This window comes from Actinoallomurus vinaceus (assembly GCF_039542055.1).
Lineage (GTDB): Bacteria > Actinomycetota > Actinomycetes > Streptosporangiales > Streptosporangiaceae > Actinoallomurus > Actinoallomurus vinaceus.
In genome coordinates this window covers 25,440-41,423 of record NZ_BAABHK010000013.1, presented here as the reverse complement: position 1 = coordinate 41,423, position 15,984 = coordinate 25,440, and the positions used below count along the sequence as shown (strand labels likewise).

Genomic DNA, 15,984 nt, shown 5'->3' with positions numbered 1-15,984 from the left:
TTCCCCGTGCAGAGGTTCCTCCTTCGAAAGTAGATCGATCTTGGCCGTGCGGCCAGCGGCAGTTGACGCACAGGACCGCATCCGTGGGGTTTTCTTCGGTAACCCGTGTGTTCTGTGTGACCAAAGCGCTACAGTGCGTGATCTAAATCGGCTGAGATCTGGGTGTGTGCCGGAAGTCAGGTGGTCGGCCCCCCAGCGACGAAGAGAGAACGGACCATGCGTGGACTCCCCATCGCCGCCCTGGCCGCCGTCGGTGCGGTCACCATCGGAAGCATCTCCCCGCCCGCCCGGGCCATACCGGGTCGGTCCGGTACGCACGGGGCCGCTCCGATGGCCGCAGCGCCGCCGTCCGCGATGTCCGGGGCCGCTCCGTTGGCCGCGCTGCGGCCGTCCGCGGTGTTCAACGTCCCGTCCGGATCGGCGGCGGAGCAGAACGCCATCGCGCACCACGTCAACCAGCTGGCCGCCGGCGCTCCCCGCGGGGCGCTGATCCGGATCGCGGTGTTCATGTTCACGTCCAAGGCGTTCGCCCAGACCCTGATCGACGCCAAGAGGCGCGGGGCGCGCGTGCAGCTCGTCGTCGACGCGAGCACCCGCGACAACGACGCCTACCGAAGCGTCGAACGCGCCCTGGGCACCAGCCGCAAGAGCTCATCCTGGGTGGTGGCCTGCCACAGCGGGTGCATCGGCGACACGATCATGCACAACAAGTTCTTCCTGTTCTCCCAGACGGGGCGGGCGCGCGACGTCGTGGTGCAGTCCTCGGCCAACCTGACGACGCGCAACCGCGTCAACGCCTGGAACAACGCCTTCACGATCAGCGATGCGCGGCTCTACCAGGCGTACGGGCGCTACTTCGCCGCGCTGGCGGCCCGGCACCACGAGCGCGACCACTACCGGGTCGCCCACAGCGGGCGCGTCACGGCCTACACCTTCCCCCGCGCGGGCGACTCGGCCAGGACCGACACCCTGTACGGGCTCTTGGGGCACGTCGGCTGCGCCCGGGGCACCGCGGTGCTCGTCACGACCTTCAACCTCAGCCGTACGGCCGTCGCCGAGCGGCTGTGGTCGCTCTCCCACCAGGGCTGCGACGTCCGGGTCATCTACACGAACCTCAGTCAGCGGGCCCGCGAGATCCTTCAGCAGGACGGCGGGCCGCAGCTGCTGAGCAGCCACTACCTGTACTTCGACCCGGACACCGGCGACGAGGTCGACGCCTTCGCCCATTCCAAGTACGTGCTGATCGACGGCACGTACGCCGGGCGCACCCGCAAGGTCGTGATCACCGGCAGCCCGAACTACACCGAGCCGGCCCTCCGCCACAACGACGAGACGATGATCACCATTGAGGGGGCGGACATCTACGGGGCCTACCAGCGCAACTTCGCGCGGCTCTGGCAGGCCGCCCAGTCCCACTACCAGCTGCACGGCCTCGTGCCTGACCCCGACGATCCGGCGGCATCGGTCGACGAATGACGCCTTGAACACGTAGACGGGGTCGGCCCATGGCTGGGCCGACCCCGTCTACGTGTGTACGAGCCTGCTCGAGAAGCCGTTTCCCCGGAACGACCAGGCTTCTCGCGGCAGGACCTACTTGCCGTTGGCCTCGGTGTAGGCGTCGACGACCTCGTCGGTGTCGCCGTCCATGACCAGCCGGCCCTCGTCGACCCAGAGGACCCGGTTGCACATCTCCCGGATCGAGTCGAGCTGGTGGGCGACGAGGAAGACCGCGCCGGCCTCGTTGCGCAGCTCGTCGATCTTGGCCGCGCTCTTGCGCCGGAACTTCGCGTCACCGGTGGCCAGCGCCTCGTCGATCAGCAGCACGTCGTGCGACTTGGACGCGGCGATCGCGAACCGCAGCCGGGAGCCCATGCCGGAGGAGTAGGCCCGCATCGGCAGCTGGATGAAGCCCTCCTTGAGACCGGCGAACTTCACGATCTCGTCGTACTTCTCCTTGACCTCGTCCGGGTTCATGCCCATCGCCAGGCAGCCGAGCACGATGTTGCGCTCACCGGTCAGGTCGTTCATCAGGGCGGCGTTGACGCCGAGCAGCGACGGCTGGCCCTCGGTGTAGACGCCGCCGCTCTGCGGCGGCAGGAGACCGGCGATGGCCTTCAGCAGCGTCGACTTGCCCGAACCGTTCGTGCCGATGACGCCGATCGCGTCGCCCTTGTACGCGACGAAGGACATCCCGCGGATCGCGTGGACCTCCTTCATCGACGGGCGGTTCTCCCGGCGCAGGACCCGCATGAACGCGCTGGCCGCGTTGCCCTTGCCGCCCGCTCCGAACACGCGGTAGATGATGTGCAGGTCGTCCACGATCACGATGGGCTCGCGGCTCGGGTCGATCACCACAGGGGGAGCCGACCCGTCGGGCGCTCCGGACACCTTGACCTTCTCCTTGACGGCATCAGCCACGGCCGTACCTCTCCTCGGCGCGGTAGAAGAACCAGAACCCCACGACGAACATCACCACGGCCCAGCCCGCGGCGTACCCCCACAGGTGAATCGTCTGCTCATGCAGCTTGTGCTTGACGTACCCCCGGTAGGTGTCCAGCAGGGAGTAGCGCATGAGCTCGGGGAAGATGTAGCCCGGGTTCGCCTCGAGCACGTGGCCGATCCACGGGTGGTGGGCCAGCCGGGGGGACTTCTTCAGCGCCGAGAGGCTGTAGATGATGCCGGAGAAGTAGAGCCAGGTCCGCAGGATGAACGGCAGCAGCTGGCTGATGTCCCGGTTGAACGCGCCGACCCGGGCGAGCACCAGGCTGATCCCCACGTTGAAGAGCAGCTGCATGATCAGGACCGGGACCAGCAGCAGCCAGCGCCAGGTCAGCGGCTCGCCGAACGCCAGCACGATGACGAACAGCACGCCCATCGAGACCAGCAGCTGCTGCAGCTCGATGATGGTGTACGCCAGGGGGAGGCTGGCCCGCGGGAAGTGCAGCGCGCGGATCAGCGACAGGTTGTCACCGACCGACTTGGCACCGGAGTTCACCGACCGCTGGGTGAACGTGAAGACGAAGACGCCCGTCACCAGGAAGGGAATGAACGTGTTGTGCGGCAGGTTGCGGCTGGTGTTCAGCAGCAGGCCGAAGATCAGGTAGTAGACGCCCGCGTTGAGCAGCGGGGTCAGGACCTGCCATACCTGTCCCAGTCGGGACTCGGTGTACATCGAGATGTTCTTGGCGGAGGCGAACGCCCAGATGAAGTGGCGTCGCTGCCAGACTTGGCGGATGTACTTACCGATGGGGGGACGAGCGGCGCTCTGCTTGAGCCCATTACGCGCGGCGAACTCGGCCAGCGAGGGGTTCCCGTTGATGTGAGGGGGCTCCGCGATCGCGCTGACCTGCCCGCCACCCGAGGCTCCGAGCCGTTCCGGGTGACTCATGCCGTGCAGCCTATTGCAGTCCGGGGCGCGGGAACGACCAACCGGCAGATGCAGTGCCAAGAATGTGATCTTTGGCGTGATCCGGTGAGCAACGGGGATACACCGGTTCATGTCCCTGTTGAATCGAGCGAGAGAGCAGGACAAGCGAGCTTTCGACGCGGTCGCGGCGGCCGAGCTGCCCGGGCTCGAGTACATCCTGCCCCGGCTCTCCAGGATCGCGAACCATTCGGTGCTGTGGGGCGGTGTCGCCGGGGGTCTCGCGCTCACCCGGCAGCCGCGGCTGCGCCGGGCGGCGCTGCGCGGGGTCATCGCGATCGGCCTGGCCAGCCCGCTGGCGAATCTGGTGGGCAAGCAGACGTTCCGCCGCTCGCGCCCGCTGATCGAGCTGTTCACCCCGTCGGCGCGCCCGGTCATCACCCGGGTCGGGGTCACGCTCATCCCCTCGATCCGCTCGCCGTGGCGGCTGCCGACGTCCCCGTCGTTCCCGTCCGGCCATTCGGCGTCGGCGGCGGCGTTCGCCACGGGGATCTCGCTGGAGGCGCCGGCAGCCGTGGCCGTGCCGGTGGGGATCACCGCCGCGGCGGTGGCCTTCTCCCGCATCTACACCGGCGCGCACTACCCGGGCGACGTGCTGGCCGGGGTCGCGCTGGGCACCGCCGCCGGCCTCGGCACCCGGCTGCTGTGGCCCTCCACGCCTCGATCGGCGAGCGCGCGGTGGGAGATGCCGGCCGAGGCGGTCCCCGGCGTCTCGGAGGACGGCGAGGGCCTCGTCGTGGTCGTGAACCCGGACGCGGGCAACGGTGACGTGACCCGGACCCTCAAGGAGCGGCTCCCCGCCGCGGAGATCGTCGAGTCCGGCGCCGACCTGGGCACGGCGCTGAAGGACGCCGCCGGACGCGCCGCGGTGCTCGGCGCCTGCGGTGGCGACGGCACGATCCGGGCCGCCGCCGGCGTGGCCCTCGATCACGACCTGCCGCTGCTGGTGATTCCCGGAGGGACCCTCAACCACTTCGCGCGGGCGCTGGGCGTCCACACCGTCGCCGACGCGGTCGCGGCCTACCGCTCCGGCGGCGTCGCGCGTGTGGACGTCGGCCGGGCCGGCGGCGAGATCTTCCTCAACACCGCGAGCTTCGGCGCGTACACCGAGCTCGTCCAGCGGCGCGAGCGGCTGGAGGGCCGGCTCGGCAAGTGGCCGGCGCTCGCCGTGGCTGGCGTCCGGGTGCTCCGCGACACCGAACCGGCGGACGTGTACGTCGACGGCCGCCGCAGGCGCGTGTGGTTCGCGTTCATCGGCAACTGCCGGTACGGCGCGCGCGGCGTCGCGCCGACCTGGCGTGAGCGCCTCGACGACGGGGCGCTCGACATCCGGCTGATCGGCGCGCGCCGCCACATCAGCCGGACCCGCGCGGTCGCGGCCCTGGTCCTCGGGCACCTGCGGCTGATGCCGGACTACAGCGCGTGGTCGGCGGGAAAGATCGAGCTCGCCGGCGCCCACGGCTCCCTGCGGCTGACCCGGGACGGAGAGGTCGGCGCCGCCGAGGGAACCGTGACCGTCACCAAGCAGGCCGCCGCCCTTGCCGTCTTCGTGCCCTCCAGGACGGCCGCCGGCTGACGATCATGCCCGGGACCGGCCAGGATTCGCGACTGCCCTGGTCGGGTAGGGCGGCTTGAGGGGGGTGGTCACGCAGAGCGACCGCCCGGCTTCAAGTCGATGGTCTCGGGCGTTCCCCATCCGGGGGGTCGGACCGGAACGTCAGTGTGCCGGGGGAGCGCCTGAGAGGGGGCTATGGCGAAAGGTGAGGTCATCCATGCAGCGCGAGAGCGACAAGCAGGGTACGGCCCAGGACGAGCACCTCCGGAAGGAGGCGAAGAACCTGATCAAGGGGAGCGGATCGGCGCGGCCGGAGCACGGCGGCACGGACGCCGAAGCCGCAGCACGTCCGCCGAGGCCGGCGCGGGGCATGTCACCCGCCGAGGTCGCTCGCAGGGCGGAGCTCAGCCGGCACCTGCCGCCGAGCGAGTTCCCCGCCGATCGGCGGCGGCTGCTCGCCCACCTGAAGAGCAAGGGCGCGCCCGACTCGCTGGTCGAGACGATCTCCAGGCTGCCCGAGGGCAAGGAGTTCCAGACCATCGGCGAGATCGTCCGTGAGATCGGCCTTACCGCCCCGCACTGAGACGTGGACCGGTGAACCTGCGAATCTCGAACCGGAGGCGCCCGTCCGGGCGCCTCCGCAGGACGGTGGCGCCGTCGCGGGGCCCGGCGGGTCCCGCGACCGGACGTACCCTGGTGCCATGGCGCTGACCGCGGGCACCTACCCGCTCGGGCCGCAGACCGGACGGCTCCTGCTCCGGACCTCGCGCAGCGGAGTCGGCCGCAAGGTGGGCCACGACCTGACGATCGAGGTCACCCGCTGGTCCGGTGAGGCCGTCGTCGATCCGGCGGACCCCGCGAGCCTGTCGGTGACCGTGTCGGTGGAGGTCGACTCGCTCACGGTGCGCGAGGGCACCGGCGGGGTGAAACCGCTGACCGACTCCGACCGCGCCGAGATCGAGAAGAACGCACGCGAGAAGGTCCTCCGGGCCGCCGAGCACCCGATGATCACCTTCCGGTCGACCGGCGCGGAGGGTACCCCTGAGGCGTTCACGATCACCGGCGAGCTGACGATCATGGGACGGGCGCGCCCGATCGCGGTCCGCGGCGCCGTGGAGGGCGACCGGGTCCGCGGCGGAGCGACCGTCGTCCAGACGCAGTGGGGCATCAAGCCGTACTCCGCCCTGCTCGGCGCGCTCAAGCTCGCCGACGAGGTCGGCGTGGAGTTCGACCTGGCCCTCCCCGCCGCCGGCTGACCGCCCTTCACCGCGTCATCGGGTGTCCGCCTGCGACGGCGGCGCCTTCTTCACTAGGCGCGCGGTCCGCCGGTCGAGGAGGGCGCACACGGCGACGGCACAGACGAAGAACGCCGCGCCTCCCTGCAGCACGCGCGTCTCGGTGTGGCCGCCGGGCAGGAGCAGGCCCGCGGTTCCGCCGCACAGGCCGGCGGCGACGGACAGGGCCATCTGCCGGACCCAGGCCCCGGCGTCGCCGGGGGTCGCGGCGAAGGCGTCCCGCACGCCGTACCAGGCGGCCGCCACGACGATCAGCGCCCCGGCGCCGGCCGACAGGTCGGCGGTGCCGAAGTTCAGGCCATACCGCACCGGGAGGGCGGGCACGAAGAACAGCACGAGAAACCAGCCGAAGGACCGGGCGATGGAGTCGACGCCCCGCCCCGGCGGGCGCTCCGGCACGACGCGCGCCGCCGCGCGGGCCGCGGCCGACACCGTCCCGGCGGCCACGGCGATCGGCAGCCGCGCCACCAGGTGCCGGAGGTTGTAGAGCAGCGCGGTGTCGTACACGACGAGGATGAGCAGGCCCAGTCCCAGGGTGGAGGCGGCGAAGACGAGGAGTCCGGGCAGCCCCCGGGCGTCATCGGCGGCGTCGCGGGACAGGCGGGCGGTCCACAGCGGCACGACCAGCCCGGCGGCGGCCCGGATGGCGAGGTCGTCCCAGGTGTACGGGTTGCGCAGCGACCACTCGATCAGGCCGAAGGTCACCGTGTACGACGCCGCCGCCCAGGGCACGAGCCGGAGCGCGCGCCGGTACACGGACCCGGAGAACCACCGGCACACCGTCAGGTACGCGAGGACGACGAAGGGGAGCTCGAGGAACGCCTGCACCCTCAGCACACTGGGCGCGAGCACCGTGGGAGCGGGGAACCACCGGGCCGCCGCATGGACCCAGGGCGCGTCGGCGAGCGCGAACCAGCCCTGCGGCAGGTAACGCGCGATGAACGAGGGATCGCCGTGATGGACCCGGATGACGTAGACGGTGAACAGGACCTGATTCAGGTAGATCAGCCCGGTGACGGCCGCCAGCGAGACGAGCGGATGCCCCTTCCAACCGCCCCATGCCGACCGGACCCGCCGTCGGCCCCGGGGCTCGGAGCGCACCGCCGGATCCTCCGGGCGCGCGCCCGCGAGCCGATCTTCCGAACGCCGCACGGATCGCTCCGGCGAGTGCCCGTCACCGCCGGGCTGCTCTGGCGAGTGCGCGTCACCGCCGTGTCGCGACAGTGCCAGGGCGGCCACCACGGTGGCGATGATGATCGCCGTCAGCGTCACGGACAAGGGCGCGTCTCCTCAGCCTCGACAGGCACTCTCGGCCGCGGCGCGCCCGCCCGGCTCAGCGGGGGCGCGCCACTCTCGTCTCGTCCCACACCGGCTCGGCGGACTCGTACACCGTCCCGTCCGCGCCGAAGACCGCGAAGCGGTCGAACGACCGGGCGAACCACCGGTCGTGCGTGACGGCCAGCACGGTACCCGAATAGGCCTCCAGGCCCTCCTGCAGCGCCTCGGCACTGGCCAGGTCGAGGTTGTCGGTGGGCTCGTCGAGCAGCAGCAGCGTGCAGCCGCTCAACTCCAGCAGCAGGATCTGCAACCGGGCCTGCTGGCCCCCGGACAGCGTCTCGAACGGCTGATCTCCGCAGTACTGCAGCTCGTACCGGGCCAGCGCGGCCATCGCCTCGTCGCGCAGCCGGGCGTGTTCGGTCATCAGGATCTCGGCCGGGGTACGGCCCTGCAGGTCCGGCCGGGCGTGGGTCTGCGCGAAGAGCCCCGGCACGACCCGCGCGCCGAGCCGGGCCGTGCCCGTGTGCGCGACGTCCTCGCCGGCCAGCAGCCGCAGGAAGTGGCTCTTGCCGGAGCCGTTGGAGCCGAGCACCGCCACGCGCTCGCCGTACCAGACCTCGAGGTCGAACGGGTGCATCAGGCCGGTCAGCTCCAGCCCTTCGCAGATGACGGCGCGCTTGCCGGTCCGGCCGCCGCGCAGGCGGACCTTGATGTTCTGGTCGCGCGGCGGGACCTCCGGCGGGCCGGCCTCCTCGAACCGCCGCAGCCGCGTCTGCGCGGCCTGGTAGCGCGACGCCATGTCGGAGTTGTTCGCCGCCTTCTGCTTGAACATGCGGACGAGCGCCTTGAGCTTGGCGTGCTCCTCGTCCCAGCGGCGGCGCAGCTCCTCCAGCCGCTCGTTGCGGTCGTGGCGGGCCCGCGCGTACGTCGTGAAGCCGTCGCCGTGCGTCCAGACGATCCCGGCCTCCACGGTGACGATCTGCCGGGCGGCCCGGGCCAGCAGCTCCCGGTCGTGGGACACGAGCAGCACGGTCTTGGGCGTCTCGCGCAGCCGCTCCTCCAGCCAGAGCTTGCCGGGCACGTCCAGGTAGTTGTCGGGCTCGTCGAGCAGCAGCACCTCGTCGGGACCCCGGAACAGCGCCTCCAGGGCGAGACGCTTCTGCTCCCCGCCGGACAGCGTCTTCACGTCGCGCCACCGGGCCCGGTCGTACGGCGTGCCGAGCGCGGCGACGCAGCAGGCGTCCCAGAGCACCTCGGCGTCGTAGCCGCCCGCGTCGCCCCACTCGGCGAGCGCGCGGGCGTAGCGCATCTGGGTGGGCTCGTCGTCGCGCTCCATCATGGCCAGCTCTGCCCGCTCCAGGGCCGCGGCGGCCTCGCGAACGCGCGGTGGAGCGGTGGACACGAGCAGGTCGTGGACGGTCGTCTCGTCGCGGATGTTGCCGACGAACTGCCGCATCACGCCCAGCCCGCCACTGCGGGTGATCGTGCCGCCCTGTGGCTCGAGGTCGCCGGCGACGAGCCGGAGAAGCGTGGTCTTGCCCGCGCCGTTCGGCCCGACCAGGGCGGCCACCGCTCCGTCGGCCACCCGGAACGACGCGTCGGCCAGCAGCACCCGGCCGTCGGGAAGGACATGGCTCAGATGCGCGACTTCGATGTGGCCCACGATCGCCCAGTCTCCGGCATCACACCGGGCGCGCCAACGGATTTTCCGGCCGCCACGCCCGTACGGACCGCCACGCCCGTACGGGCGCCGCACCCGTATGGCCGCGACGCCCGTACGGTCGCCGCGGCCGTACGGTCAGCCCTTGCCCAGGGTGTTCCAGCGGGACGGCGGCCAGACGATCACGAACGCCCGGCCGATCACGCTCTTCACCGGGATCGTGCCCTGGTAGCCGTCCTGCATGTGGAAGCGCGAGTCGGCGGAGTCCCCCCGGTGATCGCCCATCACCCAGAGGCGGCCCGCCGGGACCTTCACCGGGCCGAACGGTTTGTGGTCGTCCTCGAAGATGTACGGCTCGTTGAGCGGCTTCCCGTCGACGAGCACCCGGCCCTGCGAGTCGCAACACTGGACCGTCTGGCCGCCCACCGCGATCACGCGCTTGACGAGGTCCTTCTCGTTGGCCTGCGGCAGGCCGAACAGCCCGCCGACCCAGCCGACCGCGCGCCGCAGCGGGTTGCTCGGCGTGGCGATCCGCGTCTCCGGCTCCCACGACCCGGGGGCGCGGAACACCACGATGTCGCCCGGGTTCGGGTCGTGGAAGCGGTAACCGGCCTTGTAGACGAGGATCCGGTCCCCGGTGCAGCCGGCGCAGCCGTGCAGGGTCCGCTCCATCGACTCCGATGGAATGAAGAACGCCTGAACCAGGAACGTCTTGATAAGCAGCGACAGCACGAGGGCGATCCCGATCAGGATCGGTAGTTCGCGCCAAAATGACCGCTTTTTGGCGGGCTTTTTCTTTTCCGCCTCGCCTGAGGACTCGTCTGACACGTCTCGTACCGTAGACCGAATCCAGATGTGATCGGCGTAAGGGCCCCTCATCTCGGGGTTGTCCTCCCGGGTTGTCCACGTGACCGGTCCAGGGCCGGTACCCTCGGCTGCGTGAGTCGGGAAGGTGTCACTCCTCAGTCCGAAGACTTCTCCGCCTGGTACAACGAGGTCGTCGTCCAGGCCGAGCTGGTCGACCGCGGCCCGGTGCGGGGCACGATGGTCATCCGCCCGTACGGCTACCGCATGTGGGAGCTGCTGCAGGCCGACCTCGACGGACGCATCAAAGAGGCCGGGCACGGCAACGCCTGCTTCCCGATGTTCATCCCGGAGTCGTACTTCAAGCGCGAGGCCGAGCACGTCGAGGGGTTCTCGCCCGAGCTGGCCGTGGTGACGGTCGCCGGCGGCAAGGAGCTGGAGGAGCCGCTGGTCGTGCGGCCCACCTCCGAGACCGTCATCGGCGAGTACATGGCCAAGTGGATCGACTCGCACCGCGACCTGCCGCTGCTGCTCAACCAGTGGGCCAACGTCGTGCGCTGGGAGCTGCGGCCCCGCATGTTCCTGCGCACCACCGAGTTCCTCTGGCAGGAGGGGCACACCGCGCACGCGGACGAGGACGACGCGATGCGCGAGACGATGTGGGCGCTGGACGCCTACGCGGGCGTCGCCCGCGAGCTGGCCGCGATGCCGGTCATCGAGGGTGAGAAGACGCCGAGCGAGCGGTTCGCCGGGGCGGTGCGCACCTACTCGATCGAGGGCATGATGCGCGACGGCCGGGCCCTGCAGGCCGGCACCTCGCACTACCTCGGCACCAACTTCGCCAAGGTCTTCGACATCCAGTACCAGGACGCCCAGGGCGAGCTCGTGCACGCCCACACCACGTCCTGGGGCATGAGCACCCGCATGATCGGCGGCGTGATCATGACGCACGGCGACGACAAGGGCCTCGTGCTCCCGCCGCGCATCGCGACGTACCAAGCCGTGATCGTGCCGATCGGCCGCGACGAGACCGCCGAGCGCACGGTCGCCGCGGCGCGCGAGCTGGCGGACCGGCTGAAGAAGGCCGGCGTCCGCGTGCACGTCGACGAGCGCACCCAGCTCCGCCCGGGGTTCAAGTACAACGACTGGGAGATGCGCGGCGTCCCGATCCGGCTGGAGATCGGCCCCCGCGACCTCGACTCCGGCGTCGTGACGCTGGCCCGGCGCCTCGGCGACCAGGGCAAGGAGCAGATCCCGCTCGACCGGGTCCCGGAGGTGCTGCCCGGCATCCTCGAGGACTTCCAGGCGTTCCTGTACACCCGTGCGGAGCAGTACCGCGACGAGCACACCGCCGAGATCGACGACTGGGACTCCTTCCGCACCCAGGTCGCCGGCGGCTGGGCGCGCGTCCTGCACTGCGGCCGCACGGAGTGCGAGGACGAGATCAAGGCCGACACGGCGGCCACGCCGCGCGTGGTCCCGCTCGAGGCGCCCGAGGAGACCGGATCCTGCTTCCGATGCGGGCAGCCGTCCGCGTACGGCAAGCGGGTCATCTTCGGCCGCTCGTACTGACCTCGACCAGCCGCTGAAACCGCCCTCGTGCCGCGCACGGGGGCGGTTTCGTCGGTCAGTCGATCACCGGTGGCCGGGCCGGGCCGCCGCTCGGCCCGTCCCCTTCCCGGCACTCGGCGTCCTGCGGGTCCACCGGGTGCGGGCCGGCCTCCCGGCCGGTGCCGGACGCGTCGGTCTGTACGGGGTCGGCCGCCTCGGAGCCTTGGCGTTCGGGAGCGGGCGGCTCGGTCTGTACGGGGCCGGTCGCCTCGGCGTTTCGGCGTTCGGGAGCGGACGCGTCGGCCCGTACGGGGTCGGTCGCCTTGGAGCCTCGACGTTCGGCGTCGTGGTGCTCCTCCTCGGCCCGGGAGGGGATGCGGCGCCGGGTGAGCATCGGCTGCACGAACCACGCCCACGCGGCGACCGCCACGATCGCCGAAGCCGTCACGGCCGTCAGCGTGGAGGAGAAGAACCCTTTGGCGGCGACCGCCACGGCACTGGACATCGACACGGTGAGGGCCAGCGTGCCCACGATGCCGTACCGGTTCGACCGGGTGATCAGCAGGTCCTTACGGCCGGAGCGGAACAGCATCCGGTGCTGGGCGGCGGGGGCCATCAGGCAGATGGACGCGCACGCCGCCGTGATCAGCGACAGGTAGTACACCCAATGCCCGACGTGGCCGACCCGCTTGAACCCACTGGAGAACGGCAGCGTCAGCAGGAACGCGAAGAGGAACTGCACCCCGGCCACGATGACGCGCAGCTCTTGGAGCATCTCGAGGAGTTCGCGGTCGTACCGTGCCCGAGGTGTCTCGTCCCGTGCCGAAGATCCGGATGCCGGTGTGGCCATCGAACCTTTCGTCAGATCTCCTCGTCCTCATCCCCGGCGCCGGCCGCGACGCCCGCGAGGACGGGCTCCGGCACGGGCTGCAGGGACTCGTAGACCTTGACGGTCTCCTGCGTGACCCGCTCCCAGGCGAACCGGGACCGGATCCGGTCCACGGCACCGATGCTGAGGGCGGTCCGCTGCGTCTGGTCGGCGAGCAGGGCCCGGACCCGGCGGGCGATCTCCATGGGGCGGTCGGCCGGGACGTGGATGCCCGTGACGTTCTCGACGACCGAGTCGAGGTGGCCGCCCACGGGGGAGGCGACGACCGGCGTCCCGCAGGCCATCGACTCCAGCGGCATCCGGCCGACGGTCTCGTACGCCGGAACGCTGATCGTCAGGTCGGCGGAGCGCAGGAGCTTCGGGGCGTCATTGGCCGACACCCGGCCGATGAAGGTCACCCGGTCGGCGACGCCGGCCTCCTTGGCCTCGATCCGCAGCTGGTGGACGGTCTCGTCGGTCTCGAGGTCCTCCCGGTCCGGGCCGCCGGCCACGACGAGCTCGGCGCCGGGGATCCGGGCCAGCGCCTGGATGACCGAGGTCACGCCCTGGTACCGGCCGAGCCGCATGAGCGTGACCAGGCGCGCCGCCTCGCCGCAGGGCAGGGCCGGGCCGCTCGGGGAGAACTTGTCCACGTCGACGCCGGAGGGCACCAGCGTGATCTGGCGGCGATGAACGCCCAGCCGTACGAGTTCGGACCGCTCGCTCTCGGTCGTGGCGACGACCGCGCGCACGCTGCGGCCGATGGCCTTCTCCAGGCGGACCCGGGTGGGCGAGACCGGCTGCCCGGTCCGGGCCAGGGTCGTCCCCAGGGCGTGGAAGGACTGCACGACGGGGATGTCGAGGCCGTTCGCCCCGGCGATCGCGGCCAGGCCGCTCACCCAGTGGTGGGCGTGGACCACCTCGGGGCGTCGGCCGTGCCAGCGCCGCGCGAGCTCCGCGCCGAAGTCGGCGAGGTACGGCAGCAGCTCGTCATCGGCGAGCGGGCGGACGGGGCCGACCGCCAGCTGCTCCACGGTGACACCCGGGGCGAACCGCACCCGCTCCCGCGGATTGCGCCCGTCCTGCCGGGTGTAGACCGTGACCCGGTGTCCTTGCCGGCCGAGCTCGCGGGCGAGTTCGGCGAGGTGCGACCCGAGGCCGTCGTCGAGTCCGCCGGCGGTTCCGATGGGGCTGTCCTGGACCGAGACCATGGCGATGTTCATCATCGAGCAACCTCCAGGAAGTTCAGGCGGCCGGGCGCGTCGGTATCCGCGACGATCTCGGCCCATCCGGCTCCCGAAATGACGGAACGGGAACCGTGGGAGTCATCGGAGATGGGGAGGGCACGCGCGCGCTCACGGCCGGAGCAGGGGTCCGGCTGCGCGGGGGAAAGTGAGGGAATCGCGGACGTCAGACCGTTGACCAGGCCAGAAATGAAAATACGCATGCACACCCTCCGGAGATCGAGGGCGGATATGCCGCCCTCCGGTGGTGTGCCTGCGTCTTAGGCACGAGTTCCTGGACCCAATTATTACCTCATGCCCCGGTGCTTAAACAGCCCGACCCCGCCGGTAGGGGGCGGCGGCGATCCGGTGAGGACTCAGACGGCCGATCCGGACACCGCGACCCGGCCGGGGACGCCGCCGGTCTCGCCGGTGACGCGCAGCGCCAGCATCGACACGTCGTCGCGCAGCTCGCCGCCGCAGAACTCGGTCAGCGCGTGCTCGACCGCCAGCGGCATGTCGCCGACCGGGTGATCGGCGTGGGCGGCGAGGATCTCGACGAGTCGCTCGTGGCCGAAGCGGTTCCGCAGCGCGTCGGAGCTCTCCACGACACCGTCGGAGTACAGGAACAGAGTGTCGCCGGGCTCGAGTTCGAGCGACTCGACGCCGACCTCGAAATCGTCCGCGAACAGGCCGAGCGGGATGCCGCCGCCGCTCAGCGTGCGGATCAGCCCGTCGCGCCGGATCAGCACCGCGGGCGGATGCCCGGCGCTGCCGATCATGACGGCCAGGCCCTCGTCGCGCGGCTCGACGCAGGCCATCACGGCCGTGACGAAACGCTCTTGGTCGAGCAGCGTCTCGTTGACCATCGACAGGACCTCGTCGGGCTTGGCGTTCCACCGGGCGAGGATCCGGATGCCGTGCCGGGCACCGGCGTTCACGGCCGTCGCGTCGTCGCCCTTGCCGCACACGTCGCCCAGGGCGAGACCCCAGCCCGCCGCGGTGGGGAAGACGTCATAGAAGTCGCCGCCGAATCCGCTGTCTCGCGTGGCCACGACGTACCGCGCGGAGATCTCGGCGCCCGGGACGGCGGGCAGCTCGCGGGGCAGCAGGCCGGCGCGGAGCCGCTCGGTGACCTCCATGCGGCGGCGGTACCGCCGTCCGGTGCGGATCACCAGCGCGAGGTTGCGGGCCAAGCGCTCGACCAGCCCGAGGTCCATCAGGTCGAACGGGCCCTGCTCGCCCGAGACGGTCAGCGTGAGGGCGCCCAGCCGGTGCTCGCCGTCGTCCAGCGGTACGCAGATCAGCGACGACGCCTCGATCAGCCCGCACACCGGCAGATCGCCCTCGGTGGTGCCGAGTGTCCGCAGATCGTCGATGTGGGCCTCCAGCACGGACTGGCCGCTGTCGCACACGGAGACGGGCAGCGAGCCGGGGCCCGGATGGACGTTCTCCAGCATCCGGGCGATCTCCGAGGACCGCTCGTCCTCCGGTCCCATCACGACCTGCCGCCGCAGCGTGCCGTTCTGCTCGAGGTCGACGATGACCCAGTCGGCGAGTTCGGCCGCGAGCAGCCGGGCCGACCGGCGCACCGCCACCGACTCGGTCAGGGAGTCGTCCTCCAGCAGCATCCCGGTCGCGGTGGCGAGGACGTCCATCCGGTGCACGACCGTGGCCACCGCGTCGGGGGCCGTCACCTCGTGCGGCGCCTCGTCCGCCGCCGGCTCACGCGTCGCCGGGGCGGTCGCCGCGACCACGAGCGGGTCGGGCTCCCCGCTCACCCAGATCCGGGCGAGGGTCACGTCGGCGTTCACCGGGCCGTGCTTGGACAGGAAGCGCACCCGCGTACGGCGGCGCTGCCCGGAGTGGAACACCCCGGCGATGTGCGAGCCGACCGCCGCCCGCGTCGCCATGTCGCAGAACACCGGGAACGGCTTGCCGGTGAGATAGCCCGCTGACGAGCCCAGCAGTGCGCCGGCCTGGCGGTTCACCCGGCGGACCGTGCCATCGCGCTCCAGCAGGAACAGTGGCACGGGCGCGTCCTGGAAGACCGTGCGCAGCATCCGGCGCTCGCTCTCCGCGGCCTCCGACTTGGCCTCCGTGGAGGCGCGGTCCTCGCCGGTCGCGCCGAGCGCCGCCACGGCCAGCTCCAGTTCGACGAGGGCCGCCTCCAGCAGCGGGCGGGAGTCGGCGTCGGGCAGGGCGGCGGCACTGCGCAGCTCGCCCACCCGGGCCCTGAGCTTGGCGGTCTCCTGGAGGAGCGACTGGGTCTCCTGCTGGTCGGACATGACGCCTCCCAGCGTGGCGTGATCGCGGCCGGCGACCA

Annotated in this window: 13 protein-coding genes; 5 read left to right on the top strand and 8 right to left on the bottom strand. The window is 71.4% G+C overall.

The window, feature by feature from the left end; genetic code table 11:
- Positions 1-216: 216 nt before the first annotated feature.
- Positions 217-1,476: a phospholipase D-like domain-containing protein gene (locus tag ABEA24_RS36355; RefSeq protein ID WP_345436961.1), complete on the top strand. Its 1,260-nt coding sequence runs from the start codon at positions 217-219 to the stop codon at positions 1,474-1,476.
- A 114-nt stretch (positions 1,477-1,590) separates the two neighbouring features.
- Here the strand turns inward: ABEA24_RS36355 and ABEA24_RS36350 are convergent, their stop codons facing one another.
- Together ABEA24_RS36350 and ABEA24_RS36345 are read right to left on the bottom strand one after the other, a co-directional pair.
- Entirely contained in the window at positions 1,591-2,418 is an 828-nt protein-coding gene (locus ABEA24_RS36350) for an ABC transporter ATP-binding protein (RefSeq protein ID WP_425551281.1), read from the bottom strand.
- Entirely contained in the window at positions 2,411-3,388 is a 978-nt protein-coding gene (locus tag ABEA24_RS36345; RefSeq protein ID WP_345436960.1) for an ABC transporter permease, read from the bottom strand. Before ABEA24_RS36345 ends, ABEA24_RS36350 begins: the two co-directional genes overlap by 8 nt.
- Before the next feature lie 118 nt (positions 3,389-3,506).
- Here ABEA24_RS36345 and ABEA24_RS36340 point away from each other — a divergent pair, with 118 nt between their 5' ends.
- The 3 genes from ABEA24_RS36340 to ABEA24_RS36330 all read left to right on the top strand — a co-directional run bounded on the left by ABEA24_RS36340 (position 3,507) and on the right by ABEA24_RS36330 (position 6,235).
- Entirely contained in the window at positions 3,507-5,000 is a 1,494-nt protein-coding gene (locus tag ABEA24_RS36340; protein ID WP_345436959.1) for a bifunctional phosphatase PAP2/diacylglycerol kinase family protein, read from the top strand.
- Between the two features lie 196 nt (positions 5,001-5,196).
- On the top strand, positions 5,197-5,562 hold the full coding sequence (locus ABEA24_RS36335) for a DUF2795 domain-containing protein (RefSeq protein ID WP_345436958.1): 366 nt from the start codon (positions 5,197-5,199) through the stop codon (positions 5,560-5,562).
- Positions 5,563-5,680: 118 nt separating this feature from the next.
- On the top strand, positions 5,681-6,235 hold the full coding sequence (locus ABEA24_RS36330; protein ID WP_345436957.1) for a YceI family protein: 555 nt from the start codon (positions 5,681-5,683) through the stop codon (positions 6,233-6,235).
- Between the two features lie 15 nt (positions 6,236-6,250).
- On the opposite strand, the gene ABEA24_RS36325 is transcribed toward ABEA24_RS36330, so the two are convergent.
- The 3 genes from ABEA24_RS36325 to lepB form a co-directional block, all read right to left on the bottom strand.
- Entirely contained in the window at positions 6,251-7,552 is a 1,302-nt protein-coding gene (locus ABEA24_RS36325) for a hypothetical protein (protein ID WP_345436956.1), read from the bottom strand.
- 55 nt (positions 7,553-7,607) lie between these two features.
- Positions 7,608-9,215 (bottom strand): ABC-F family ATP-binding cassette domain-containing protein, encoded by a 1,608-nt coding sequence (locus tag ABEA24_RS36320; protein WP_345436955.1) that lies wholly within the window; start codon positions 9,213-9,215, stop codon positions 7,608-7,610.
- A 135-nt stretch (positions 9,216-9,350) separates the two neighbouring features.
- Positions 9,351-10,040, bottom strand: a complete 690-nt coding sequence (lepB, locus tag ABEA24_RS36315) for a signal peptidase I (RefSeq protein WP_345436954.1) — start codon at positions 10,038-10,040, stop codon at positions 9,351-9,353.
- Positions 10,041-10,151: 111 nt separating this feature from the next.
- Between lepB and proS the strand changes: the two genes are divergently transcribed.
- A complete protein-coding gene (gene proS, locus ABEA24_RS36310) occupies positions 10,152-11,588 on the top strand; it encodes a proline--tRNA ligase (RefSeq protein WP_345436953.1) in 1,437 nt (478 codons plus the stop codon).
- Positions 11,589-11,643: 55 nt separating this feature from the next.
- Here the strand turns inward: proS and ABEA24_RS36305 are convergent, their stop codons facing one another.
- The 3 genes from ABEA24_RS36305 to ABEA24_RS36295 all read right to left on the bottom strand — a co-directional run bounded on the left by ABEA24_RS36305 (position 11,644) and on the right by ABEA24_RS36295 (position 15,946).
- Positions 11,644-12,417 carry a DUF6328 family protein gene (locus ABEA24_RS36305; RefSeq protein WP_345436952.1) on the bottom strand — a complete coding sequence of 258 codons (774 nt, stop codon included), beginning with the start codon at positions 12,415-12,417 and terminating at the stop codon, positions 11,644-11,646.
- An 11-nt stretch (positions 12,418-12,428) separates the two neighbouring features.
- The gene (locus tag ABEA24_RS36300; RefSeq protein ID WP_345436951.1) at positions 12,429-13,661 is read right to left on the bottom strand and encodes a glycosyltransferase; all 1,233 of its coding nucleotides are present in this window, start codon (positions 13,659-13,661) and stop codon (positions 12,429-12,431) included.
- A 374-nt stretch (positions 13,662-14,035) separates the two neighbouring features.
- Positions 14,036-15,946 carry a SpoIIE family protein phosphatase gene (locus ABEA24_RS36295; protein ID WP_345436950.1) on the bottom strand — a complete coding sequence of 637 codons (1,911 nt, stop codon included), beginning with the start codon at positions 15,944-15,946 and terminating at the stop codon, positions 14,036-14,038.
- Positions 15,947-15,984: the final 38 nt, after the last annotated feature.

What these genes read in the sequence shown, in the direction of transcription:
- ABEA24_RS36355 (WP_345436961.1), top strand. Translation starts at nt 217, where the DNA reads ATGCGTGGACTCCCCATCGCCGCCCTGGCCGCCGTCGGTGCGGTCACC.
- ABEA24_RS36335 (WP_345436958.1), top strand. Translation starts at nt 5,197, where the DNA reads ATGCAGCGCGAGAGCGACAAGCAGGGTACGGCCCAGGACGAGCACCTC.
- ABEA24_RS36330 (WP_345436957.1), top strand. Translation starts at nt 5,681, where the DNA reads ATGGCGCTGACCGCGGGCACCTACCCGCTCGGGCCGCAGACCGGACGG.
- ABEA24_RS36345 (WP_345436960.1), bottom strand. Translation starts at nt 3,388, where the DNA reads ATGAGTCACCCGGAACGGCTCGGAGCCTCGGGTGGCGGGCAGGTCAGC.
- ABEA24_RS36300 (WP_345436951.1), bottom strand. Translation starts at nt 13,661, where the DNA reads ATGATGAACATCGCCATGGTCTCGGTCCAGGACAGCCCCATCGGAACC.
- ABEA24_RS36305 (WP_345436952.1), bottom strand. Translation starts at nt 12,417, where the DNA reads ATGGCCACACCGGCATCCGGATCTTCGGCACGGGACGAGACACCTCGG.
- ABEA24_RS36295 (WP_345436950.1), bottom strand. Translation starts at nt 15,946, where the DNA reads ATGTCCGACCAGCAGGAGACCCAGTCGCTCCTCCAGGAGACCGCCAAG.